We start from the raw sequence: 21,834 nt of genomic DNA, 5'->3' as shown, positions 1-21,834 counted from the left end.
TGCTGGCGGCGGGCGCGCTTGGCGCGTGGGGAGCTTGGCGTGCGGCGGCTCGGAGCCCGACGCGCTCAGGGCAGGGCGTCCGGGTCGCCGTCGAAGTCGACGCTGGCGAAGCTGCCGCCCTGGGTCCGCTCGGCGATCGGGTCGTCGCTTCGCGTGCTTCTCAGCGCGTCGATGAAGCGATCGGCGCTGTCGGCGGGATGGTAGCCGAGCCGCTCGGCATTCGAATTGTCCCAGAACGAGCTGGCATTGTCGGAGACGCCGTAGACGATCTCGTAGGTGAAGTCCGCCGCAAGCCCGACCTCGATCATCCGGACAAGGTCGCCGAACGACATCCAGGTCGAGAGCTGCCGCGCGTCGGCCGGCTCGGCATAGGACGAGCCGATGCGGATGCACAGCGCGGCGATGCCGTGCTTGTAGGCATAGAGCGCCGCGAGATCCTCGCCGAACGCCTTGGAGAGGCCGTAGCGGCTGTCGGGCGCCGGCCGCGCCGTGTGGTCGAGCCGCGTCGAGCGGCGGTGCATGCCGATCGCGTGGTTCGAGCTGGCGAAGACGATGCGCCGAACCCCGGCTAGTCGCGCGCCTTCCCAGAGATGGAAGCTGCCGGCGATGTTGGCGGCGAGGACCGTATCCCAGTCCGCCTCGGTCGATTGCCCGCCGAAATGCAGGATCGCGTCGACGTCGCGGCAGAGATCGGCCACGGCGCCGGCATCGGCGAGATCGCAGCGGATGACTTCCTCGCCGGGGCCGGCGGGCGACATCTCGACGATGTCGGAAAGGCGGAGGACGGGAAAGCGCCCCGCCAGCCGCGTTCGCAATTCGCGGCCGAGCTGGCCGGCCGCGCCGGTCAGGAGAACGCGGTGATAGGGCATCCTTAGGTCTCCCGCGCCGGCCCGTTTCTCCGTTCAGCCTACGGCGCTCGCCTCGGCCGCTCAAGGCTCCTGGCGCGGAGCGTCGCGGCGGCGGCGCGGATTTCGGCCAGCAGCGCCGGGTCGTCGAGGTTGCTGAGGAATTCGGACATCGGTCCCGTCTCGGCGATGCCGGCCTCCCGGACTGCCGCATGCAGCACGCGGATCGGCGAATGCCGGTCGCGGAGATCCTCGAGCGGGATGAAGTGTTCGCGCAAGCGAGCCGCCTCGGCCGTGTCGTCGCGCTTCAGCGCCTTGAGGATCGCGGTCGAGAGATGTGGCGCCACGCAGACCGAGCCGGAGGTGAAGGCGTTGAGACCGAAACGCTTGACGTGGTCGATCACCGGCCGTTCGCCGATGCCGCTGATGATCCGCTCGCCCGATCCCGTCGCCGAGAGCAGTTCGGAGAGCAGGGGATCCTCGGCCGGATCCTTGCGGACCACGGCATATTTGACGGTGCAGACCGCGCCGTCGGCGATCAGCGCGGCGAGATCGCGCGCGCCGATATAGCCCTCGTTCTTCACATAGGCGATCAGCGGCTTGCCATAGCGGTCGGCGAGCTTGCGGAGGCCGGTGGCGACGCCGGCGGGGGTGGCCGGGAAGGTGAGGGGCAGCAGCATGGCGGTCGGGAAGGCGCGCTCGCGCAGCAAGTCGACCTGGTCGCAGGCCTTGCCATAGTCGGCGCCGATCGAGGGGATCACCCAGCCGTCGGCGGGCGAGATCCGCTCCAGCACGTCCAGCAGCGTCGCGAACTCGCCGACGCCGATATTGTAGAGGTTGGCGTTGCCGCCGAACATGTAGGTCGTGACGCCGCCGGCATGCAGCCAGTCGACCAGGCGGCGCGTCTCGCCCTCATGAATGGCGCCATCCGCTCCGCGTGGCAGGGGCGGCACCGAGAGGACGGAGCGCGCGAGATCGGCAGGCGTGACGGCATCGGTCTTCATCGGGGTTCTCCAAGCCAACTTGTAATTACTTATTACATATTCGCGGCGATTTGGCGACCCAATTTGACAGGTTGGTTGCAGAACCGGGTCGCGATTGCCGGAAGAGATGACAATTGACCTGTGTTTCCGCCGCCACAGCCGGGCGGGGAGCGGTCGACGCGGGAAGCGCCGCATGCGATGGTTGCGCCCTCGCATCATCAGGAGCTCATTCATGACGGATCTCGGCCTTCGCCCGCTCGTTCCCACCCTGCACCAGCTGGCCGAGAGCGCCGTCTATGACGACCGCAACAACCGGCTGCTCTATTGCGACATCCCGGACAAGGCCATCCATGCCGTCGATCTCGCGACGGGCGATACGAAGGTCTGGCGCTTTCCGACGGTCGTCGGCTCGTTCGGCCTGACCGAGAGCGGCCGCTTCGTCGTGGCGTTGCGCGACAGCGTCGTGATCTTCGATCCCGAGACGGGCGAGAGCACGACGCTCGCCGAGATCGAGGCCGACCTGCCGGATACGCGTCTGAACGACGGCAAGGTCGGGCCGGATGGCTGCTTCTGGGTCGGCACCATGGACGCGAATCGCCAGCCGGTCTGCGCGCTCTATCGCGTCTCGCCGGACGGCACGGTCGAGAAGAAGATCGACGGGCTGATGGTCTCGAACGGCCTCGCCTTCTCGCCGGACGGGCGGACGATGTTCCATTCCGATTCGCGCGGCCCCTGGATTGACCGTTGGGCCTTCGATCCCGCGACCGGCGAGATCAGCGATCGCAAGCGCATCGCCGTACTCGACGACACGATCGGCCGGCCGGATGGCGGCGCCACCGACGCCGAGGGCAACTATTGGAGCGCCGGCGTCTCGGGCGCCAAGCTGAACCGCTTCTCGCCCGAGGGAGAGCTGCTGGCGAGCTATGACGTGCCGGCCGCCGCGCCGACCATGCCGGCCTTCGGCGGCCCGGACCTGAAGACGCTATTCCTGACCAGCCTGCGCGATGGCCGCACCGAGGAGCAGCTGCAGCGCTGGCCTCTGACCGGCTCGGTGTTCATCGGCACATCGCCGGTCGCCGGTTCGCCTGTCTCGCGTTTCCGCGACGTGTAATCTTAAAAGGGGCGGGGGCTGCAAGCCCTCACCCCAACCCTCTCCCGCTCACGGGAGAGGGTGTCCGTAGAGTCCCTATTCCTCTTCCGGCGGCAGCGGCCGCGATTTGCGCGTCGCATCGATCGCCACGAAGGTGAAGGTCGCCTCCGTCACCTTGGTGACGTCATGGCTCTCGCGGTTGCGCCGCCAGGCTTCGACGAAGACGCGCATCGAGGACCGCCCGGTCGAGAGGATGCGCCCGTAGATCGTCACTTCGTCGCCGACGAAGACCGGGCTCAGGAACGACATTCCGTCCACCGAGGCTGTCACGGTGCGCCCGCGCGCGCGGCGGGTCGCGATCGTGCTCGCGCCCAGATCCATCTGCGACATCAGCCAGCCGCCGAAAATGTCGCCGGCCGGATTGGTGTCGTGCGGCATGGCGATGGTGCGGATGACGGGGATTGTCGTCTGATGGGGGAAGTCCGGCGCGTTCTGGGCGGTCATCGTGCCTCCTGAGGCCTTTGATCGGTGGTGAGCCTGGTTGAAATGAAACGGGGCGCCCGAAGGCGCCCCGCTGATACGACATCCTGGTCCAATCAGACCGAGTAGTACATGTCGAACTCGACCGGATGCGGGGTGTGCTCGAAGCGGATGACTTCTTCCATCTTGAGCTCGATGTAGGCGTCGATCATCGACTTCGAGAAGACGCCGCCTTCCAGCAGGTAGGCATTGTCCTTCTCGAGCGACACGAGTGCCTCGCGCAGCGAACCGCAGACCGTCGGGATCTTCTTCAGTTCCTTCGGGGGCAGGTCATAGAGGTTCTTGTCCATCGCGGCGCCCGGATGGATCTTGTTCTTGATGCCGTCGAGGCCGGCCATCAGCATGGCGGCGAAGGCGAGGTAGGGGTTCGCGCCCGGATCCGGGAAGCGGACTTCGACGCGCTTCGCCTTCGGCGAGGTGGCGAACGGAATACGGCAGGAAGCCGAACGGTTGCGGGCCGAATAGGCCAGCAGCACCGGAGCCTCATAGCCCGGGACCAGACGCTTGTAGGAGTTGGTCAGCGGGTTGGTGAAGGCGTTCAGCGACTTGGCATGCTTGATGATGCCGCCGATGTAGTAGAGGCAGGTCTCGGAGAGATCGGCGTACTCGTTGCCGGCGAACACCGGCTTGCCGTCCTTCCAGATCGACTGGTGCACATGCATGCCCGAGCCGTTGTCGCCATAGACCGGCTTCGGCATGAAGGTGGCGGTCTTGCCATACGAGTTCGCGACGTTGTGGATCGCGTACTTGTAGATCTGCATGTGGTCGGCCATCGTCACGAGCGTGCCGAACTTGACGCCGAGCTCGTGCTGGGCCGAGGCCACTTCGTGGTGGTGCTTCTCGACGACGACGCCCATCGACTGCATGGCCGCCAGCATGTCGCCGCGCATGTCCTGCAGGCTGTCGATCGGCGGAACCGGGAAGTAGCCGCCCTTGGTGCGGACGCGGTGGCCGAGGTTGCCGCTCTCGTAGTCGGTGTCGGAGTTGGTCGGCAGCTCGATGTCGTCGAGCTTGAAGCCCGTGTTGTACGGCGTGGCCGAGAACTTGACGTCGTCGAAGACGAAGAATTCGGCTTCCGGACCGACATAGACGGTGTCGCCGATCTTGGTCTGCTTCAGATAGGCTTCGGCCTTCTTGGCGATGCCGCGCGGATCGCGGTCATAGGCTTCGCCGGTCGACGGCTCGAGCACGTCGCAAACGATCGAGAGCGTCGACTGCGCGAAGAACGGGTCGATGGTGGCGGTGGACGGATCGGGCATCAGCAGCATGTCGGACTCGTTGATCGCCTTCCAGCCGGCGATCGAGGAACCGTCGAACATCGTGCCTTCGGCGAAGATTTCCTCGTCGATCATGCCGATGTCGAACGTCACGTGCTGCCACTTGCCGCGCGGATCCGTGAACCGGAAATCCACATACTTCACGTCCTGCTCCTTGATGAGCTTCAGGACGTCTTTCGCGGTCGTCATAACTCTCTTCCTTCTATCAGGTGAACTGTGTGCCCGGTCGTGGCTGAGGCAAGCAACAAGCCGGCGGCGCCGGCTTCGGGTGGGGTTTCCGGCGAGGGGATCGCCGGCAGAATGGGGTTAGATCGCGTCCAGTCCGCTTTCGCCGGTGCGAATGCGAACGGCTTCCTCGATGTTGGAGACGAAAATCTTGCCGTCGCCGATGCGGCCGGTCTGCGCGGCCTTGCGGATCGCGTCGACCGCGCGGTCGACCAATTCGTCGCCGAGCACGATCTCGACCTTCACCTTCGGCAGGAAGTCGACGACATATTCCGCGCCCCGGTAGAGCTCGGTGTGACCCTTCTGGCGGCCGAAGCCCTTGGCCTCGGTGACGGTGATGCCCTGCAGGCCAACCTCCTGCAGCGCCTCCTTCACTTCATCCAGCTTGAAGGGCTTGATGATGGCTTCGATCTTTTTCATTGCCTCCGCATCTCCGAATGCTTGCCTGTGACGCCTGCCCAACCTGGCCGAATGCCCGGCCTGGCTATCCACTTGCAGGCTCCGTGCCAATTGCCGGATTTCGTAGGAAACGCCGGAAAATTGGGCTCGTTGCGCTGCACAATAGCGAGATTTTAGAATTATCGCTCCAACTGTTGATCATTTATTGGGCAAATGAACAACAAGGTGGCAGTTGCGTTCCTTCGCCGCGCGCAAATTAGCGGCCGTTGCGGGCCAGCCATGCCTCCGCGCCGCGCAAATCGATGCCGTGATCGATGCCGAAAGCCTGCAGTTCGTCGCGCTGCATGCGGCCGTCGAGCACTTCGCCGATGGCGTAGAGCGTCAGCGAGCGGGTGCCGCTGCGGCAATGCGCGAGGACGGGGCCGTCCGTCTCGGCGAGGACGGCCTGCAGCGCGCGCACGTCCGCTTCGCTGATCGACGGGCCGGTGACCGGGATCTGCTCGTAGCGGATGCCGGCGTCGGCGGCGGCAGCGGCCTCCTCGGCGGAGCTCGGCTGGCTCGGCTCTTCGCCGTCGGGGCGATTGTTGACGACGGCCTTGAAGCCCTGGCCGGCGAGGGTGGCGAAATCCTGCAGCGCGATCTGGCCGGCCACGAAGAAATCGTCGTTGATCTGGATGAGAGCGGTCATGGGAGGTTCCGACTGAATGGCTGGGGCGAACTTACTCCTGCCGGGTAAATGAACAACCTTGCCCGGCACGGATCGGCCCGCGGATGACAGAGGCCGGTTGTCGCAGGTTCCTGCGGCCGAATGAAGATGCTGATTGCGGCATTTCGCTCGTCTGGCCCATGCTAGGGACGATCGCGGCGGCCGGAATCCGGCCGGCCGGATTGATGGGCGACGGGGAGCAGCATGTTGGAGCTATTGACGCCGGCGGAAATGGCCGAGGCGGACCGCCTGACGATCGCGGCGGGAACCCCGGGCATCCAGCTAATGGAAGTGGCCGGCCGCGCCGTCGCCGACGCTGTCGCGGCCTGGCCGCGCGAGACGCCGGTCGTGATTGCCTGCGGACCGGGCAACAATGGCGGCGACGGGTTCGTTGTCGCCCGGCTGCTCGCCGAGCGGGGCTACCAGGTTCAGCTGGGCCTGCTCGGGGCGCTTGAGCGCCTGAAGGGCGACGCGGCGCTCGCGGCGGCTGAATGGCGGGGCGAGACGGTTCCGCTCGGCGCGCTCGATTTCGCCGGCGCCGGCGTGATCATCGATGCCCTGTTCGGTGCGGGGCTCGACCGGGGGATTGCCGGCGAGGCGGCCGAGGCGATCGCCGCCATCAATGCCTCGAAGGCGCATGTCGTTGCCGTCGATCTGCCGAGCGGCATCCAGGGCGAGACGGGCGAGGTGCTCGGCGTCGCCGTCCGCGCCGACGAGACGGTGACGTTCTTCCGGCCGAAGCCGGGCCATGTGCTGATGCCGGGCAGGGTGCATGTCGGGCGCCTGGCCGTCGCCGATATCGGCATTTCCCCCGCCGTCCTCGACGCCATCGGTCCCCGCGCGCGCCTCAATCGCCCGGAGCTCTGGCTGCCGGTCCTGCCGACCCTCAAGGTCGATGGTCACAAATACGACCGCGGTCATGCGGTCATCGTTTCCGGCGGCATGACGCAGACCGGCGCCGCCCGGCTGGCGGCGCGGGCGGCGCTCCGGGTCGGGGCAGGGCTGGTGACGCTCGCCTCGCCGCTGGATGCGCTGGCGGTCAACGCGGCGCATCTGACCGCCATCATGCTGAAACGGATCGAGGGAGCGGCGGGGCTCTCCGCCCTGCTTGGGGATCACCGGCTGAACAGCGTCGGCCTCGGTCCCGGGCTCGGGCCGGCCGAGGTGGCGGGGCCATTGGTCGAGGCGGCGCTGGCTTCCCAGTCGGCCGTCGTGATCGACGCCGACGGCCTGTCGGCGTTTCGCGACGCTCCAGAGCGCCTCTTCGCCGCGATCCGGGCAAGATCGGCGCCCGTCGTGCTGACGCCGCATGACGGCGAGTTCGCACGGCTCTTTCCGGACCTGGCAGCCCTGCCGGGCAAGCTCGACCGCGCCAGGCAGGCGGCGGCGCGTTCTGGCGCCGTCGTGCTGTTGAAGGGCGCCGATACGACGGTGGCCGAGCCCGAGGGGCGAGCCGCGATCGCCGACAATGCGCCGCCCTATCTCGCGACGGCCGGATCCGGCGACACGCTCGCCGGCATGATCGTCGGACTGCTGGCGGACGGTATGCCTGTTTTCGAGGCGACGGCGGCGGCCGTCTGGCTGCATGGCGAGGCGGGGGCGCTTCTGGGGCGCGGATTGATCGCCGAAGACCTCGCCGACGCGCTTCCCCGTGTGTTTAAGCGGCTTTTCGTTTGACCGCGCGAATTCGGATGCTATAGAGGCCCCACCTTGGCCGGAGCCTAGCCGCGGCCGGTTATTGCGGGCGTGGTGGAATTGGTAGACACGCTGGATTTAGGTTCCAGTGGCTTGCGCCGTGGGGGTTCAAGTCCCTCCGCCCGCACCAACGCCCGGAATAAGCAGTAATGCCGCCGGGCGAGACGCCAAAGAACCGATCGGAACAAGACAGAAAGCGCTGAACATGCAGGTGACCGAGACCCTCGCAGAGGGCCTGAAACGTGAACTCAAGATCGTGGTTCCGGCTACCGATCTCGAAAGCCGCCTTTCGGCGCGTCTGGAAGAGATGAAGGGCCAGGTCCAGCTCAAGGGCTTCCGTCCGGGCAAAGTGCCGGTTGCGCATCTGCGCCGGATCTACGGCAAGTCGGCTATGGCTGAGATCGTTCAGAACATCCTGAACGAGAACGCCCGCAAGACGCTCGAGGAGCGCGGCGAGCGCGCCGCCCTGCAGCCGAGCTTCGAGCTGCCCGAGGACGAGGCCGACGCCGGCCAGGTGCTCGAAGGCAAGAAGGACCTCTCCTACACGATGTCCTACGAAGTTCTGCCGAAGTTCGAGCTCGGCGACCTCAACGGCATCGCGATCGAGCGTCCGGTCGCCGAAGTCTCCGACGAGGAAGTCGACACCGAGGTCAAGCGTCTGGCTCGCGATTCGGCCGAGTACCAGCCGAAGGACGGCGAGGCTGCTGATGGCGACCGCCTGACGATCTCCTATCTCGGCAAGATCGACGGCGTTCCCTTCGACGGCGGCGCCGACGACAACGCTTTCGTCCAGCTCGGTTCGGGCCGGTTCATTCCGGGCTTCGAGGAGCAGCTTCTCGGCGCCAAGGCCGGCGAAGAGCGCGTCCTGAACGTGACCTTCCCCGAGGCTTACGGCGCGGCGCAGCTGGCCGGCAAGGCCGCGACCTTCGACGTCGTCGTCAAGGAAGTCTCGGCTCCGGTCGAGGCGACGATCGACGACGAGTGGGCCAAGAAGTTCGGCATCGAATCGCTCGAAGAACTGCGCGCGACGATGCGCCAGCAGCTCGAGAGCCAGCTCGGCGCCGCGACCCGCACCAAGGTCAAGCGCCAGCTGCTCGACAAGCTCGACGAGAAGCATGCGTTCGAACTGCCGCCGACCATGGTCGAGCAGGAGTTCCAGAACGTCTGGAGCCAGGTCACGCAGGACCTGCAGCGTTCGGGCCGCAGCTTCGCCGACGAGGACACGACGGAAGAGGCCGCCAAGGCCGACTACCGCAAGATCGCCGAGCGCCGCGTGCGCCTCGGCCTCGTCCTCTCGGAAATCGGCGAGAAGAACTCGATCCAGGTCACCGATGAGGAAGTGCAGCGCGCTCTCGTCGACCGGATCCGTCAGTTCCCGGGCCAGGAAAAGCAGGTCTACGACTTCTACCGCGAGAATCCGGACGCGCTGGCAAGCCTGCGCGCGCCGATCTTCGAGGAAAAGGTCGTCGACTACCTGCTCGGCCTCGCTGCGATCACCGATAAGACGGTTTCGCGCGAAGACCTGATGAAGGACGACGAGGAAGAAGCGAAGGCCTGATCGGCCGTCGCGCGCTTTCCGGCGCGGGGTTCGATCCCGTCGCGTCCAGCTCAAAGGGGTTCCGGCCAAGGCCGGGACCCACACCCGCCGGCGGTACGGCTGAGGCACTTCAGAACTGATGGGTCCCGGCCTGGCCGGGATGACGATCTGCGAAAGGGCTTGCCGCCACCCCTTTCGAACGCAGACGGCGTACCATATGTATGGGCCTTCGAGCCCCGGGAATCGGTCGTACCGAGTGAGGTCGGGCCGGGGCATCTCTAGGTAATCGTGGCAGTCCACTGCGCCGAAGGAAGATCATGAAGGATCCTATCGACCTCTATATGAACACGCTGGTGCCGATGGTGGTCGAGCAGACCAATCGCGGCGAGCGTGCCTACGACATTTATTCGCGTCTGCTGAAAGAGCGCATCATCTTCGTCACGGGTCCGGTCGAGGACTATATGGCGACGCTGATCACCGCCCAGCTTCTCTTCCTCGAGGCCGAGAACCCGAAGAAAGAGATCTCGATGTACATCAACTCGCCGGGTGGCGTGGTGTCGTCGGGGCTCGCGATTTACGACACGATGCAGTTTATCAAGCCGGCCGTGTCGACGCTCTGCGTCGGACAGGCGGCCTCGATGGGCTCGCTGCTGCTGACGGCAGGCGAGAAGGGCATGCGCTTCGCGCTGCCGAACGCCCGCGTCATGGTGCATCAGCCCTCCGGCGGCTATCAGGGCCAGGTGACGGACATCCTGATCCATGCCCGCGAGGTCGAGAGCCTGCGCAAGCGGCTTAACGAGATCTACGTGCAGCACACCGGCCAGGACATGAAGACCGTTGAAGACGCGCTCGAGCGCGACAACTTCATGGTTGCCGAGAAGGCCGTCGAGTTCGGCCTGATCGACCAGGTTCTGACCAATCGTGATGCGCTCGAGGCGGTCAAGAAAGACTGATCGGCTCGTTTCCAGAAAACGCTCCGGAAGCTGGGTCGGCTGTACGCAGCCGACCGCGACATTAAGTATGTATTGATCATGTCGCGCATAGCATGATTGGATCGCACTCTTCGGAGTGCGTCCGTCCGCAGGGGCATCAGGGTCCGAATTTTCGAATGCCGGTCAGGTCGGCATCGAGCCGGGCGAGACATCGAATAAGTCGTTTGGAGGTCCCGAGCCTGAACGACAGCGAGGTAGACGGATGAGCAAAGTCAGCGGAAGCGACACCAAGAATACGCTCTATTGCTCGTTTTGCGGCAAGAGCCAGCATGAGGTGCGCAAGCTGATCGCGGGCCCGACGGTATTCATCTGCGATGAATGCGTCGAGCTGTGCATGGACATCATTCGCGAGGAATCGAAGTCCTCGCTGGTGAAATCGCGCGACGGCGTGCCCACGCCGCTCGAGATCTGCGCGGTCCTGGATGACTATGTGATCGGCCAGCGCCACGCCAAGCGCGTGCTCTCGGTTGCCGTGCACAACCACTACAAGCGGTTGAACCACGCTGCCAAGAACAACGATGTCGAGCTGGCGAAGTCCAACATCCTGCTGATCGGCCCGACCGGTTGCGGCAAGACGCTGCTCGCGCAGACGCTCGCCCGCATCCTCGACGTGCCCTTCACCATGGCCGATGCGACGACGCTGACCGAGGCCGGCTATGTCGGCGAGGACGTCGAGAACATCATCCTGAAGCTGCTGCAGTCGGCCGACTACAATGTCGAGCGGGCGCAGCGCGGCATCGTCTACATCGACGAGGTCGACAAGATCTCGCGCAAGTCCGACAACCCGTCGATCACCCGCGACGTGTCGGGCGAGGGCGTGCAGCAGGCGCTGCTGAAGATCATGGAAGGCACGGTTGCCTCCGTGCCGCCGCAGGGCGGCCGCAAGCACCCGCAGCAGGAGTTCCTGCAGGTCGACACGACGAACATCCTGTTCATCTGTGGCGGCGCCTTCGCGGGCCTCGAGAAGATCATCTCGGATCGCGGCCGTTCGACGTCGATCGGCTTCGCCGCTCGCGTCTCGGCCCCGGAAGATCGCCGCACGGGCGAGCTGTTCCGCAGCGTCGAGCCCGAGGATCTGCTGAAGTTCGGCCTGATCCCGGAATTCGTCGGCCGCCTGCCGGTGCTCGCCACGCTCGAGGATCTCGACGAGCCGGCGCTGATCACCATCCTGACCGAGCCCAAGAACGCTCTGGTCAAGCAGTACCAGCGCCTGTTCGAGATGGAGAATGTCGAGCTGACGTTCCACCCGGACGCGCTCTCGGCGATCGCCAAGAAGGCGATCGAGCGCAAGACCGGCGCGCGCGGCCTGCGTTCGATCATGGAAGCGATCCTGCTCGAGACGATGTTCGACCTGCCAGGCCTGGACGGCGTGCAGGAAGTCGTGATCTCGGCCGAGGTGGTCGATGGTTCGGCCCGCCCGCTCTACATCTATGCGGAGCGCCAGGACGAGGCCGTTGCCAACGCCGGCGCCTGATGCGTCAGCACTGGAAAGAGTTCGAAACGGCGGGGCATGTCCCCGCCGTTTTTGTTTGTGCGCTCTCCGGCGGCAGGGCGAACCGCGTCCCGGCGAGGCGGCGGAACCTTCCGTTACGGCCGGCGCAAAGAGCCCGATTGCAGTGCGGTGTACTGCTTGACACCCCGATGGTGCGACGCCACCTAATGGTCAACGCGTCGGAAGACGTTCAGACCCCGAGTCGACCCAACGGCCCTCTTTCCTCCAAGCCGGTGGTTCATCTCCAAGCCCCACGGTGCCAATCTGGGCCGTGGCGGTTCGAAAGGAATGCCTCATGACAGCTGATACCAAGCGTTCGATCGGCCTCGAAGCAGGCGACGAACTCTATCCGGTCCTGCCGCTGCGTGACATCGTCGTATTCCCGCACATGATCGTGCCGCTGTTTGTCGGGCGAGAAAAATCCATCCGTGCGCTGGAAGAGGTGATGCGGGCGGACAAGCAGATTCTCCTCGCCACCCAGCAGAATGCCAGCGATGACGATCCGGCGCCGGAAGCCATCTTCCCCGTCGGTACGCTCGCCAGCGTCCTCCAGCTCCTGAAGCTGCCGGACGGAACCGTCAAGGTTCTGGTCGAGGGCATCGCGCGCGCCGAAATCCAGCGCTACACCGACCACGAGGCCTATTACGAGGCCTATGCCACCGTGCTCGAGGACGACGTTGGCGATCGCGTCGAGGTCGAGGCGCTCGCGCGCTCGGTCGTCACCGAGTTCGAGAACTATGTGAAGCTGAACAAGAAGGTTTCGCCCGAGGTCGTCGGCGCGGTGACGCAGATCGACGACTATTCGAAGCTTGCCGACACGGTCGCCTCGCACCTCGCCATCAAGATCCCCGAGAAGCAGGCGATCCTCGCTCTGCCGACCGTCGCCGGCCGGCTGGAGCGCGTGCTCGGCCTGATGGAAAGCGAGATCTCCGTTCTTCAGGTGGAGAAGCGCATCCGCTCCCGCGTCAAGCGGCAGATGGAGAAGACGCAGCGCGAGTACTATCTGAACGAGCAGATGAAGGCGATCCAGAAGGAACTGGGCGACCAGGAGGACGGCAAGGACGAACTCGCCGAACTCGAGGAGCGCATCGCCAAGACCAAGCTGTCGAAGGAAGCCAACGAGAAGGCGATGGGCGAGCTGAAGAAGCTCCGCCAGATGTCGCCGATGTCGGCCGAGGCGACGGTGGTCCGCAACTATCTCGACTGGCTGCTCGGCATTCCGTGGGGCAAGCGCTCCAAGGTCAAGCATGACCTGCGTTTCGCGCAGGAGGTGCTCGATGCCGATCACTACAGCCTCGACAAGGTCAAGGACCGGATCATCGAGTATCTGGCCGTGCAGAGCCGCGCCAACACGCTGAAGGGGCCGATCCTCTGCCTCGTCGGCCCTCCGGGCGTCGGCAAGACCTCGCTCGCCCGCTCGATCGCCAAGGCGACCGGCCGTGAATATGTCCGCATGTCGCTCGGCGGCGTGCGCGACGAGGCCGAGATCCGTGGCCATCGGCGCACCTATATCGGCTCGATGCCCGGCAAGGTCATCCAGTCGATGAAGAAGGCGAAGAAGTCCAATCCGCTCTTCCTGCTCGACGAGATCGACAAGATGGGCCAGGACTTCCGTGGCGATCCGTCGTCGGCGCTGCTCGAGGTGCTGGATCCGGAGCAGAACAGCACGTTCAACGATCACTACCTCGAGGTCGACTATGACCTGTCGAACGTGATGTTCGTGACGACGGCGAACACGCTGAACATCCCCGGCCCGTTGATGGACCGTATGGAGATCATCCGGATCGCCGGATACACCGAGGATGAGAAGCTCGCCATCGCCCGCAACCACCTTCTGCCGAAGGTCGTGAAGAATCACGGCCTGAACGAGAAGGAGTTCTCGGTCGGCGAGGAGGCGCTCCGCTTCATCATCCGCCGCTACACCCGCGAGGCGGGTGTCCGTAGCCTCGAGCGCGATCTGGCCACGCTGGCGCGCAAGGCGGTCAAGGACATCCTGCTGACCAAGGTGAAGTCGGTCGAGGTCACCGAGCAGGTCGTCGAGGATTATCTCGGCGCACCCCGCTATCGCTACGGCGAGGCGGAGCTCGAGGACCAGGTCGGCGTCGTGACGGGCCTCGCCTGGACGGAAGTCGGCGGCGAGATCCTGACGATCGAAGGCGTCATGATGCCCGGTAAGGGCCGCATGACCGTCACCGGCAACCTGCGCGACGTGATGAAGGAATCGATCTCCGCGGCGGCGTCCTACGTCCGCTCGCGCGCGGTTGATTTCGGCATCGAGCCGCCGCTGTTCGACCGGCGCGACATCCACGTGCACGTGCCGGAAGGCGCGACGCCGAAGGATGGCCCGTCGGCCGGTATCGCGATGGTGACGGCGATCGTCTCGACCATGACCGGCATCGCCGTCCGCAAGGACGTTGCCATGACGGGCGAGATCACGCTCCGTGGTCGCGTGCTGCCGATCGGCGGTCTGAAGGAGAAGCTGCTCGCGGCGCTGCGCGCCGGGATCAAGACGGTGATGATTCCCGAGGACAATGCGAAGGATCTCGCCGAGATCCCGGACAATGTGAAGAACGGCCTCGAGATCATCCCGGTCGCCCGGATGGACGACGTGCTGACCCATGCTCTGGTTCGCAAACCCGAGCCGATCACGTGGGACGAAAGCAAGGTCGTGGCCGACAAGACGGTCGTCGCAGACGACGATGCGGCGGCGGCTCTGACGGCCCATTAAGGGGCGGTTTTCCGCGCAAAACAGGACGCCCGCCACTCTGGCGGGCGTTTTTGTATCGAAATTCGCTGATTTCTGGTCCAAAAGCGCAGAATTCTGCCAGTTTCTCTTGCCATCCGTCCGTTTTTCAGGGATTTCTCGCGCTCGGTCGGGTCATGCGAATCGTCCCGACTCAAGACCTGAGAAAGGATCATCCATGGCTAACAAGAACGATCTCATCGCTGCCGTCGCCGAGCGTACCGGCGTGTCCAAGGCCGCCGCCGCCGAGGCTGTCGACGCAACGTTCGACGTGATCACGGCTGCCCTGAAGTCGGGTGACGAAGTCAAGATCATCGGTTTTGGTAATTTCAGCGTGGCTTCCCGCGCCGCCAGCGAGGGTCGCAATCCGCGTACCGGCGAGACGATCCAGATCGCCGCTTCCAAGACGCCGAAGTTCAAGGCCGGCAAGGGCCTGAAGGACGCCGTCAACTAAGCCATAGTCAGGCTTGTTGGGTTTTGACGGCCTTGCGCCTTCGCGGCGCGAGGCCGTTTTTTTTGACCGCGCCGTGGATGGCGCGCTTATGGCCTTGAAAGACGGGGCGACTTTCGCCTACACGTCTCGGCGCCGGACGATTTTCCGGGCGGTTAGCTCAGTTGGTAGAGCGCCTCGTTTACACCGAGGATGTCGGGAGTTCGAGTCTCTCACCGCCCACCATTCCCGGCCCTCCCTGCGACGTCGAAATCAGACCCCCTTGCGGACGCGCGGCATGCCCTTGTCTCGCGGCGGTCCGTCTCGTCGTCGGCTTCCCCCACACAGATGATCTTTGTCCCGCCGCGCCGGATGCTTCTTCCGAACGCGATGGCTTGGCCCGCGCGGGCAGGGGCGGCTCCTTGTTCCGGTTGCTGAAAGTGGCTTTTGAGGCTGGGCAACGGTTCGCCGGCAATGGGTCCGGTTTTCCACAATGGCTCCGGAAAGCGCGCTTGACTTGGATAGGGCGGTACCGTACTTCAGCGCTCAACAACGACGCGGCGACGAGCTGCGGCGGCCTCGAAAGAGGACCCCAGCGGGGGTGTAGCTCAGTTGGTTAGAGCGCCGGCCTGTCACGCCGGAGGTCGCGGGTTCGAGCCCCGTCACTCCCGCCATTCTTTCCCAAGCAGGTGACATCGTCACGTTCTGCCTGGAACTGCGGATCGCAGCGACGGTCTGGCCATGGCCAGATTGACCCGATCCGCAAGCACGACGCGGCCCCTGGCCGTGACGCCCGAAAGGGGCACCCGCGGGGGTGTAGCTCAGTTGGTTAGAGCGCCGGCCTGTCACGCCGGAGGTCGCGGGTTCGAGCCCCGTCACTCCCGCCATTTATTCTTTACTCCTCATCCTTAATTTTCGTCCTGCAACGTTCTCCGGGTTCGATGCTTGCCTGCCTGGCGGGCAGCGTGACGCCTAGACGCTTGCCGGCAGTAGTCCTTCGTTGCGAGGGTAAGATAGCGCTCTCAGCCCACTCGGCGTCGTTGGCCTCCGGTGGCCATTCCTGGGCCCTGTATGGGCCGTGAAACGTCTTGGGGCAGGGGAAGCGGCCTCGCCTCCTGCGCGACCCCCGTGACACGGTTGGAAAGCCTTGGGCCGATGGCTGGTGTCGGGCGGGGAGGGAGCACGCAGACGTTGCATATCCCGTCTGTCCTGAATCTACTGGCGGCAACGCACTTCAGCAGACCGGTCCGATGACGCCACCGAACCCTCCCGCAAAACCTGCCTTGTACGATATCGCCCGGATCCGTCGCGCGGCGCTGGCGGCTGCCGGCGTTGTCGCGCCGTGGGGCGTCGGCATGGCGGTCGGGCAGGCCACCAACGGATCGATCGCCTCCTTCGGCGCCTATCTGCTGCTGGTCTCGTTCCCGACCGTTCCCGTGGCGAGGCCGTTTCTGACGCTCGGATTGGCCGCGCTGATCCTCAGCGGCTTCGCTTGCCTCGGCGCGATGGTGACGATCGGCGGCGCGGGCTTCTTCGCCATGGCGGTCGCAGCGGCCCTGGCGCAGGCGGTGATGGAGCTCAGGGGCGGTCCGCTGCGGCTTCCGGTGGCGCTCGGGGCGCTGGCCTTCTTCCTGTCGATCGAGCCGCTGCCACCGGGCGGATGGCAGCTCTATGGCGGGCTCTTCCTCGCCGGGACGATCTGGGCCGTCGCCGTCGCGGCCGTGGTGCTGCCGCGGGCGCCCACGGGCGGCTCGTCGCTTCCGGTCGGCGATCGGGCAGGGGGACGTTTTCTGGCCACGGCGGCCTCCGCCAGCCTGCTGGGGGCGTTGCTGGCGGGGATCTCGCCAAGCTCGCATCCCGGATGGCTGCCAGCGGCGGCGCTACGCGTCCTGAAGCCGACGCGCGAGCAGACGCTGCGGCGGATGAAGCAGCGCGGCATCGGCAGCCTGCTCGGGGCGGCCTGCGGCGGCTTGCTGCTCGGATGGGCGAGTGCGCCATGGCTGCATGCGACGCTGGTCGGCATCCTCGTCTTCGCCATGCTGATGATCGGGGCGAAGCGCTATGGCGCGTGGACCTTCTGCCTCACCGCGATCGCGCTCGCCTTCGATCTCGGGCCCGTCGCGTCGCCGCTGCCGCTCGCGTTCGATCGGGTGTTGCTGACGGCGGGCGGCCTCCTCGTCGTGACCGCTCTCCTCTTCCTGCTGCCGCGAGGATCGGCCGCGCCGTCAAAGACCGTGCCGCAGGTGCATGCCGAATCCGGTGCCGGCACCTGAAGCTATTCTCGTGAGGTGCGTCTGCTTGGTCTCGCCAAGGCGCGGCCATGTTGTTCTCGCCGTCCGATTCGGCGCCGAACCGCGCCGGTGCCACGAATACTGTTGCTGCACCGCAGCGACAGAAAGATTAGATCGACACCTGTGATAAGTTTACCCTGCGTCTGCTGGCGTCGGTCACGAATGATTCGCGGTCGGTCGTCCATTCGGGGAGATTCTCATGGAGACTCTACTGCCTCTTATCATCCAGGTGGTGGCCGGCCTGATCGGCGGAAACGCAGCGGGTTCGGCCCTCAAGGACAAGAGCCTTGGAACCACGGGCAATTCCATCGCCGGCGGTATCGGCGGCCTCATTCTGGGCCAGATCCTGCAGGCTGTGATGGGCGGCGGCGCGCCCGACGCCGGCGCGGCGATGGCCGGCCTCGACATCAGCAAGATCCTCGCCGACGTGGTGGGTGGCGGCGCCGGCGGCGCGATCCTCACGGCGATCGTCGGCCTGCTGAAGAATCAGGCATCCGGCGCCCGGTAGCGGCAGGGCGGCCGACGCGGGGCGCCAGCTCCGGCAGGGGCCGATGCTGCCAGATGGGGGCGATTCGCCCCCATTTTCTTGTGAATTTATTCCGGGTCCGAGGATTCTGGTTTTCTCAGGCTGGGCGTGGACTTTGCGCCACTTGGACGGGACATCTCGCCGCACACAAAAATGGTTTCATTCTTCCAGTTCTAATTTTTGCCCGTTTCCCGCCGTGATCCGCGATTCCGGCCCTGAAGCCCCCCGGCCGGGCGATGGCTCGGGGCTTGCCACGCCTTTCCACCTCCGCTAAGCCTCGCCTCATGTTTCGACCGCCGCCCTGGCGGATCGCCGTCTTGGCACGGCCGGCCGATATCTTAGTCGAGTGAAACGCTTGGCGGCCATTTTGCGCCGCACCATCGTAGAGCGGCAGCGCGGCTGCACATGATGGGAGCAACGGAGCCGGACCATGGAAGACCTGTTGCGCGAATACCTGCCAATCCTCGTGTTTCTCGGGATTGCTCTGGTCATCGGGCTTGCGCTGTTGATCTCGCCCTTCCTCGTCGCCTACCGCAATCCGGATCCGGAGAAGCTCTCGGCCTACGAGTGCGGCTTTAACGCCTTCGACGACGCGCGCATGCGGTTCGACGTGCGGTTCTACCTCGTCGCCATCCTGTTCATCATCTTCGATCTCGAAGTGGCGTTCCTGTTCCCCTGGGCGGTCGTGTTCGGTGACCTCGGCTGGTACGGCTTCTGGTCGATGATGATTTTCCTGGCCGTTCTCACCATCGGCTTCATCTATGAATGGAAGAAGGGAGCGCTCGAATGGGATTGAGCGGAACCTCTGCTACCCAGGTCGCTGAGCGGCCGAAGGGGCTTGTGGATGCGTCGGGCCGGCCGATCGGTCATTCCGACCCCTTCTTCATGGAGGTCAACAACGAGCTGGCGGACAAGGGTTTCTTTGTCGCCGCCGCTTCGGACCTGATCACCTGGGCCCGCACCGGCTCTCTGATGTGGATGCAGTTCGGCCTCGCCTGCTGCGCCGTCGAGATGATGCAGGTGTCGATGCCGCGCTATGACGTCGAGCGCTTCGGCTTCGCGCCGCGCGCCTCGCCGCGCCAGTCCGACGTGATGATCGTCGCCGGCACGCTGACCAACAAGATGGCCCCGGCGCTGCGCAAGGTCTACGACCAGATGCCGGAGCCGCGCTACGTCATCTCGATGGGCAGCTGCGCCAATGGCGGCGGCTACTACCACTATTCCTATTCCGTGGTGCGGGGTTGCGATCGCGTCGTGCCGGTCGACATCTACGTTCCGGGATGCCCGCCGACGGCTGAAGCGCTGCTCTATGGCGTTCTGCTCCTGCAGAAGAAGATCCGTCGCACCGGCACCATCGAGCGCTGAAGGCACAGCATGGAAGAGACCCTCAAACAGCTCGGTGACTACATCGTCGCGCAACGTGGCGCGGATGTGGTCGGCTGGGACGTCGCCTATGGCGAGCTGACCGTCAACGTCCGGCTCGAAACCATCGTCGACCTCGTCGCCTGGCTCGCCAGCGATCCGAACACCGGCTTCGTCAGCCTGATCGACGTCTGCGGTGTCGACTACCCGCAGCGCGAGCTGCGCTTCGACGTCGTCTATCACCTGCTGAGCCCGACGCGGAACCTCCGCATCCGCCTCAAGCTCGAGACGGACGAAGTCACGCCGGTTCCGTCGATTACGTCGATCCTGCCGGGCGCCGACTGGTTCGAGCGCGAAGCCTACGACATGTACGGCATCCTGTTCACCGGCCATCCCGATCTGCGTCGCCTGCTCACCGACTACGGCTTCGAAGGGCATCCGCTGCGCAAGGACTTCCCGCTGACCGGCTATGTCGAGGTCCGCTACGACGACGAGCAGAAGCGCGTCGTCTACGAACCCGTCCGCCTGGCGCAGGAATTCCGCGACTTCGACTTCCTCTCGCCATGGGAAGGCACGGACTACGTGCTGCCGGGCGACGAGAAGGCCGCGGACGCACCCAAGACCGAACAGAAGTCGAGCTGAGGCACGAGATGGCAGAAGCCCAGGTTCGTCCATTCAATATCAACTTCGGCCCCGAGCATCCTTCCGCGCACGGCGTGTTGCGCCTCGTGCTCGAGCTCGATGGTGAAATCGTCGATCGCGTGGATCCGCATATCGGCCTGCTGCATCGCGGCACCGAGAAGCTGATCGAGAACAAGACCTATCTCCAGGCCGTGCCCTATTTCGATCGTCTCGACTATGTCGCGCCGATGAACCAGGAGCACGCCTTCGCGCTCGCCGTCGAGAAGCTGCTCGGCATCGAGGTGCCGAAACGCGGCCAGCTGATCCGCGTCCTCTACTCCGAGATCGGTCGCATCCTGTCGCACGTACTGAACGTGACGACCTGGGCGATGGACTGCGGCGCCCTGACGCCGCCGCTCTGGGGCTTCGAGGAACGCGAGAAGCTCATGATCTTCTATGAGCGCGCCTCGGGATCCCGCATGCATGCGGCCTATTTCCGTCCCGGCGGCGTGCACCAGGATCTGCCGGAGCAGCTTGTTCGCGATATCGGCGATTTCTGCGATCCGTTCCTGCAGCGGCTGAACGATCTCGACCGTCTCGTCACCGGCAACCGCATCTTCAAGCAGCGCAATGTCGACATCGGCGTGCTGACGCAGGAAGAAGCCTGGAAGTGGGCCTATTCCGGCGTGCTGATCCGCGGCACGGGCGCTGCCTGGGACCTGCGTCGCGCGCAGCCCTACGAGTGCTATTCGGAACTCGAGTTCGACATTCCGACCGGCGTTCACGGCGACAATTACGACCGCTATCTCGTCCGCATGGCCGAGATGCGCGAGTCGATCCGCATCATGAAGCAGTGCGTGCATCGCCTGCTGACGACGGAGAAGGTCGGTCCGGTCTCCTACACCGACAACAAGATCGTCCCGCCGAAGCGCGGCGAGATGAAGCGCTCGATGGAAGCGCTCATCCATCACTTCAAGCTCTACACCGAGGGCTATCACGTTCCCGCCGGCGAGGTTTACGCCGCAGTCGAGGCGCCGAAGGGCGAGTTCGGCGTCTACCTGGTGGCGGACGGCTCGAACAAGCCCTACCGCTGCAAGATCCGTGCGCCCGGTTTCGCGCATCTCCAGTCGATGGACTTCCTGTGTCGAGGCCACATGCTGGCCGACGTCTCCGCGGTTCTCGGTTCCATCGACATCGTGTTCGGAGAGGTTGACCGCTAATGTCCGTTCGTCGTCTCGCATCCGAACAGCCCGCGAGCTTTGCCTTCTCGCCGGAAAATCTGGCCTGGGCCGAAAAGCAGGTCACGAAGTTCCCGGAAGGCAAGCAGGCCTCCGCCGTGATCTCGATTCTGTGGCGCGTCCAGGAGCAGCAGGGCTGGGTTTCGGAGCCGTCGATCCGCTGGGTCGGTGAGTTCCTCGACATGCCGTATATCCGCGTGCTCGAAGTCGCGACCTTCTACACGATGTTCCTGCTGGCCCCGGTCGGCAAGAAGGCGCACATCCAGGTCTGCGGCACGACGCCGTGCATGCTGCGTGGCGCCAACAAGCTGATCGAGCTCTGCCGCGAGCGCATCCACGCCGAGCCGTTCCATCCCTCCGCCGACGGTTCGCTGTCGTGGGAAGAGGTCGAGTGCCTGGGCGCCTGCGTGAACGCGCCGATGGCGCAGATCGTGCCGGATACCTATGAGGATCTGACGGTCGAGAGCCTCGGCAAGCTGCTCGATGACATCGAGGCCGGCCGGCCGATCAAGCCGGGCCCGCAGATCGATCGCCATCATTCGGCGCCGGTCGGCGGCTTCAAGGCGCTGACGTCGCCGGAGCTCTATGACGGCTCGATGGTCGGGCAGGGCGTAGGCCTGCAGGCGGCGCGCGAGGCGATCGCCGCCCGCGCAGCGGCTGCGGCGGAAGCTGCCCGCGCCGCCGCCAATCCGGCGCCGGCCGAGCCGCCTGCGGCTCCCGCCGTCAAGGCCGAGGGCGAGGCGGACAAGGAAAAGGTTCCCAATCAGGTCAAGCAGAACGTGCCGGCCTCGGACCCCGCGGTCCGGCCGGATGCGGGCAAGAAAGAGTAGAGGGGGCGGACG

General features: G+C 65.2%; 20 protein-coding genes and 4 tRNA genes. 18 read left to right on the top strand and 6 right to left on the bottom strand.

The annotated features are described in order from the left end of the window. Positions 1-65: 65 nt before the first annotated feature. Both AC6HZP_RS14165 and AC6HZP_RS14160 read right to left on the bottom strand, forming a co-directional pair. On the bottom strand, positions 66-869 hold the full coding sequence (locus AC6HZP_RS14165) for an NAD-dependent epimerase/dehydratase family protein (RefSeq protein WP_497523376.1): 804 nt from the start codon (positions 867-869) through the stop codon (positions 66-68). Between the two features lie 38 nt (positions 870-907). Continuing rightward, positions 908-1,849, bottom strand: coding sequence for a dihydrodipicolinate synthase family protein (locus AC6HZP_RS14160; RefSeq protein WP_497523375.1), 942 nt, complete (start codon positions 1,847-1,849; stop codon positions 908-910). A 211-nt stretch (positions 1,850-2,060) separates the two neighbouring features. On the opposite strand from AC6HZP_RS14160, the gene AC6HZP_RS14155 reads away from it, so the two are divergent. Then, the gene (locus tag AC6HZP_RS14155) at positions 2,061-2,939 is read left to right on the top strand and encodes an SMP-30/gluconolactonase/LRE family protein (RefSeq protein ID WP_497523374.1); all 879 of its coding nucleotides are present in this window, start codon (positions 2,061-2,063) and stop codon (positions 2,937-2,939) included. 75 nt (positions 2,940-3,014) lie between these two features. On the opposite strand, the gene AC6HZP_RS14150 is transcribed toward AC6HZP_RS14155, so the two are convergent. From AC6HZP_RS14150 to AC6HZP_RS14135, 4 genes are all read right to left on the bottom strand, one after another. Beyond that, a complete protein-coding gene (locus AC6HZP_RS14150) occupies positions 3,015-3,422 on the bottom strand; it encodes an acyl-CoA thioesterase (protein WP_201404155.1) in 408 nt (135 codons plus the stop codon). Between the two features lie 92 nt (positions 3,423-3,514). After that, the gene (gene glnA / locus AC6HZP_RS14145) at positions 3,515-4,924 is read right to left on the bottom strand and encodes a type I glutamate--ammonia ligase (protein WP_201404154.1); all 1,410 of its coding nucleotides are present in this window, start codon (positions 4,922-4,924) and stop codon (positions 3,515-3,517) included. Positions 4,925-5,041: 117 nt separating this feature from the next. Beyond that, entirely contained in the window at positions 5,042-5,380 is a 339-nt protein-coding gene (locus AC6HZP_RS14140; protein WP_201404153.1) for a P-II family nitrogen regulator, read from the bottom strand. Between the two features lie 235 nt (positions 5,381-5,615). Further along, positions 5,616-6,047: a protein tyrosine phosphatase family protein gene (locus AC6HZP_RS14135; protein ID WP_497523373.1), complete on the bottom strand. Its 432-nt coding sequence runs from the start codon at positions 6,045-6,047 to the stop codon at positions 5,616-5,618. 222 nt (positions 6,048-6,269) lie between these two features. Between AC6HZP_RS14135 and AC6HZP_RS14130 the strand changes: the two genes are divergently transcribed. The 17 genes from AC6HZP_RS14130 (at position 6,270) to nuoE (ending at position 21,822) form a co-directional block, all read left to right on the top strand. After that, entirely contained in the window at positions 6,270-7,742 is a 1,473-nt protein-coding gene (locus tag AC6HZP_RS14130; RefSeq protein ID WP_497523372.1) for an NAD(P)H-hydrate dehydratase, read from the top strand. A gap of 63 nt (positions 7,743-7,805) precedes the next feature. Then, positions 7,806-7,890, top strand: a tRNA-Leu gene (locus AC6HZP_RS14125). A gap of 75 nt (positions 7,891-7,965) precedes the next feature. After that, positions 7,966-9,318 carry a trigger factor gene (gene tig / locus AC6HZP_RS14120; RefSeq protein WP_497523371.1) on the top strand — a complete coding sequence of 451 codons (1,353 nt, stop codon included), beginning with the start codon at positions 7,966-7,968 and terminating at the stop codon, positions 9,316-9,318. 296 nt (positions 9,319-9,614) lie between these two features. Further along, positions 9,615-10,250, top strand: a complete 636-nt coding sequence (locus AC6HZP_RS14115; protein WP_201404150.1) for an ATP-dependent Clp protease proteolytic subunit — start codon at positions 9,615-9,617, stop codon at positions 10,248-10,250. A 241-nt stretch (positions 10,251-10,491) separates the two neighbouring features. Continuing rightward, the gene (clpX, locus tag AC6HZP_RS14110) at positions 10,492-11,763 is read left to right on the top strand and encodes an ATP-dependent Clp protease ATP-binding subunit ClpX (RefSeq protein WP_201404149.1); all 1,272 of its coding nucleotides are present in this window, start codon (positions 10,492-10,494) and stop codon (positions 11,761-11,763) included. 313 nt (positions 11,764-12,076) lie between these two features. Continuing rightward, on the top strand, positions 12,077-14,509 hold the full coding sequence (gene lon, locus AC6HZP_RS14105) for an endopeptidase La (RefSeq protein WP_201404148.1): 2,433 nt from the start codon (positions 12,077-12,079) through the stop codon (positions 14,507-14,509). Between the two features lie 193 nt (positions 14,510-14,702). Further along, on the top strand, positions 14,703-14,978 hold the full coding sequence (locus AC6HZP_RS14100) for an HU family DNA-binding protein (RefSeq protein ID WP_201404147.1): 276 nt from the start codon (positions 14,703-14,705) through the stop codon (positions 14,976-14,978). Positions 14,979-15,124: 146 nt separating this feature from the next. Beyond that, positions 15,125-15,200 (top strand) — tRNA-Val (locus AC6HZP_RS14095). A gap of 351 nt (positions 15,201-15,551) precedes the next feature. Continuing rightward, positions 15,552-15,628, top strand: a tRNA-Asp gene (locus tag AC6HZP_RS14090). 136 nt (positions 15,629-15,764) lie between these two features. Further along, a tRNA-Asp gene (locus AC6HZP_RS14085) sits at positions 15,765-15,841 on the top strand. Between the two features lie 396 nt (positions 15,842-16,237). Then, positions 16,238-17,227 (top strand): FUSC family protein, encoded by a 990-nt coding sequence (locus AC6HZP_RS14080; RefSeq protein ID WP_497523370.1) that lies wholly within the window; start codon positions 16,238-16,240, stop codon positions 17,225-17,227. Between the two features lie 217 nt (positions 17,228-17,444). Beyond that, positions 17,445-17,753, top strand: coding sequence for a hypothetical protein (locus AC6HZP_RS14075; protein WP_201404145.1), 309 nt, complete (start codon positions 17,445-17,447; stop codon positions 17,751-17,753). Between the two features lie 448 nt (positions 17,754-18,201). Then, a complete protein-coding gene (locus AC6HZP_RS14070; protein ID WP_201404144.1) occupies positions 18,202-18,567 on the top strand; it encodes an NADH-quinone oxidoreductase subunit A in 366 nt (121 codons plus the stop codon). After that, a complete protein-coding gene (locus AC6HZP_RS14065) occupies positions 18,558-19,136 on the top strand; it encodes a NuoB/complex I 20 kDa subunit family protein (protein WP_201404143.1) in 579 nt (192 codons plus the stop codon). The genes AC6HZP_RS14070 and AC6HZP_RS14065 overlap by 10 nt, the downstream gene beginning before the upstream one ends. Before the next feature lie 9 nt (positions 19,137-19,145). Further along, a complete protein-coding gene (locus tag AC6HZP_RS14060; RefSeq protein WP_497523369.1) occupies positions 19,146-19,775 on the top strand; it encodes an NADH-quinone oxidoreductase subunit C in 630 nt (209 codons plus the stop codon). 8 nt (positions 19,776-19,783) lie between these two features. Beyond that, positions 19,784-20,974 (top strand): NADH-quinone oxidoreductase subunit D, encoded by a 1,191-nt coding sequence (locus AC6HZP_RS14055; RefSeq protein ID WP_201404141.1) that lies wholly within the window; start codon positions 19,784-19,786, stop codon positions 20,972-20,974. Further along, positions 20,974-21,822 (top strand): NADH-quinone oxidoreductase subunit NuoE, encoded by an 849-nt coding sequence (gene nuoE / locus AC6HZP_RS14050; RefSeq protein WP_497523368.1) that lies wholly within the window; start codon positions 20,974-20,976, stop codon positions 21,820-21,822. The genes AC6HZP_RS14055 and nuoE overlap by 1 nt, the downstream gene beginning before the upstream one ends. Positions 21,823-21,834: the final 12 nt, after the last annotated feature.

Source organism: Kaistia sp. SLG-1, assembly GCF_059699055.1.
Note: the sequence above shows the minus strand (reverse complement) of the source record. Positions and strands in the feature narration are given on the sequence as shown.

What these genes read in the sequence shown, in the direction of transcription:
- AC6HZP_RS14165 (WP_497523376.1), bottom strand. Translation starts at nt 869, where the DNA reads ATGCCCTATCACCGCGTTCTCCTGACCGGCGCGGCCGGCCAGCTCGGC.
- AC6HZP_RS14160 (WP_497523375.1), bottom strand. Translation starts at nt 1,849, where the DNA reads ATGAAGACCGATGCCGTCACGCCTGCCGATCTCGCGCGCTCCGTCCTC.
- AC6HZP_RS14155 (WP_497523374.1), top strand. Translation starts at nt 2,061, where the DNA reads ATGACGGATCTCGGCCTTCGCCCGCTCGTTCCCACCCTGCACCAGCTG.
- AC6HZP_RS14150 (WP_201404155.1), bottom strand. Translation starts at nt 3,422, where the DNA reads ATGACCGCCCAGAACGCGCCGGACTTCCCCCATCAGACGACAATCCCC.
- glnA (WP_201404154.1), bottom strand. Translation starts at nt 4,924, where the DNA reads ATGACGACCGCGAAAGACGTCCTGAAGCTCATCAAGGAGCAGGACGTG.
- AC6HZP_RS14140 (WP_201404153.1), bottom strand. Translation starts at nt 5,380, where the DNA reads ATGAAAAAGATCGAAGCCATCATCAAGCCCTTCAAGCTGGATGAAGTG.
- AC6HZP_RS14135 (WP_497523373.1), bottom strand. Translation starts at nt 6,047, where the DNA reads ATGACCGCTCTCATCCAGATCAACGACGATTTCTTCGTGGCCGGCCAG.
- AC6HZP_RS14130 (WP_497523372.1), top strand. Translation starts at nt 6,270, where the DNA reads ATGTTGGAGCTATTGACGCCGGCGGAAATGGCCGAGGCGGACCGCCTG.
- tig (WP_497523371.1), top strand. Translation starts at nt 7,966, where the DNA reads ATGCAGGTGACCGAGACCCTCGCAGAGGGCCTGAAACGTGAACTCAAG.
- AC6HZP_RS14115 (WP_201404150.1), top strand. Translation starts at nt 9,615, where the DNA reads ATGAAGGATCCTATCGACCTCTATATGAACACGCTGGTGCCGATGGTG.
- clpX (WP_201404149.1), top strand. Translation starts at nt 10,492, where the DNA reads ATGAGCAAAGTCAGCGGAAGCGACACCAAGAATACGCTCTATTGCTCG.
- lon (WP_201404148.1), top strand. Translation starts at nt 12,077, where the DNA reads ATGACAGCTGATACCAAGCGTTCGATCGGCCTCGAAGCAGGCGACGAA.
- AC6HZP_RS14100 (WP_201404147.1), top strand. Translation starts at nt 14,703, where the DNA reads ATGGCTAACAAGAACGATCTCATCGCTGCCGTCGCCGAGCGTACCGGC.
- AC6HZP_RS14075 (WP_201404145.1), top strand. Translation starts at nt 17,445, where the DNA reads ATGGAGACTCTACTGCCTCTTATCATCCAGGTGGTGGCCGGCCTGATC.
- AC6HZP_RS14070 (WP_201404144.1), top strand. Translation starts at nt 18,202, where the DNA reads ATGGAAGACCTGTTGCGCGAATACCTGCCAATCCTCGTGTTTCTCGGG.
- AC6HZP_RS14065 (WP_201404143.1), top strand. Translation starts at nt 18,558, where the DNA reads ATGGGATTGAGCGGAACCTCTGCTACCCAGGTCGCTGAGCGGCCGAAG.
- AC6HZP_RS14060 (WP_497523369.1), top strand. Translation starts at nt 19,146, where the DNA reads ATGGAAGAGACCCTCAAACAGCTCGGTGACTACATCGTCGCGCAACGT.
- AC6HZP_RS14055 (WP_201404141.1), top strand. Translation starts at nt 19,784, where the DNA reads ATGGCAGAAGCCCAGGTTCGTCCATTCAATATCAACTTCGGCCCCGAG.
- nuoE (WP_497523368.1), top strand. Translation starts at nt 20,974, where the DNA reads ATGTCCGTTCGTCGTCTCGCATCCGAACAGCCCGCGAGCTTTGCCTTC.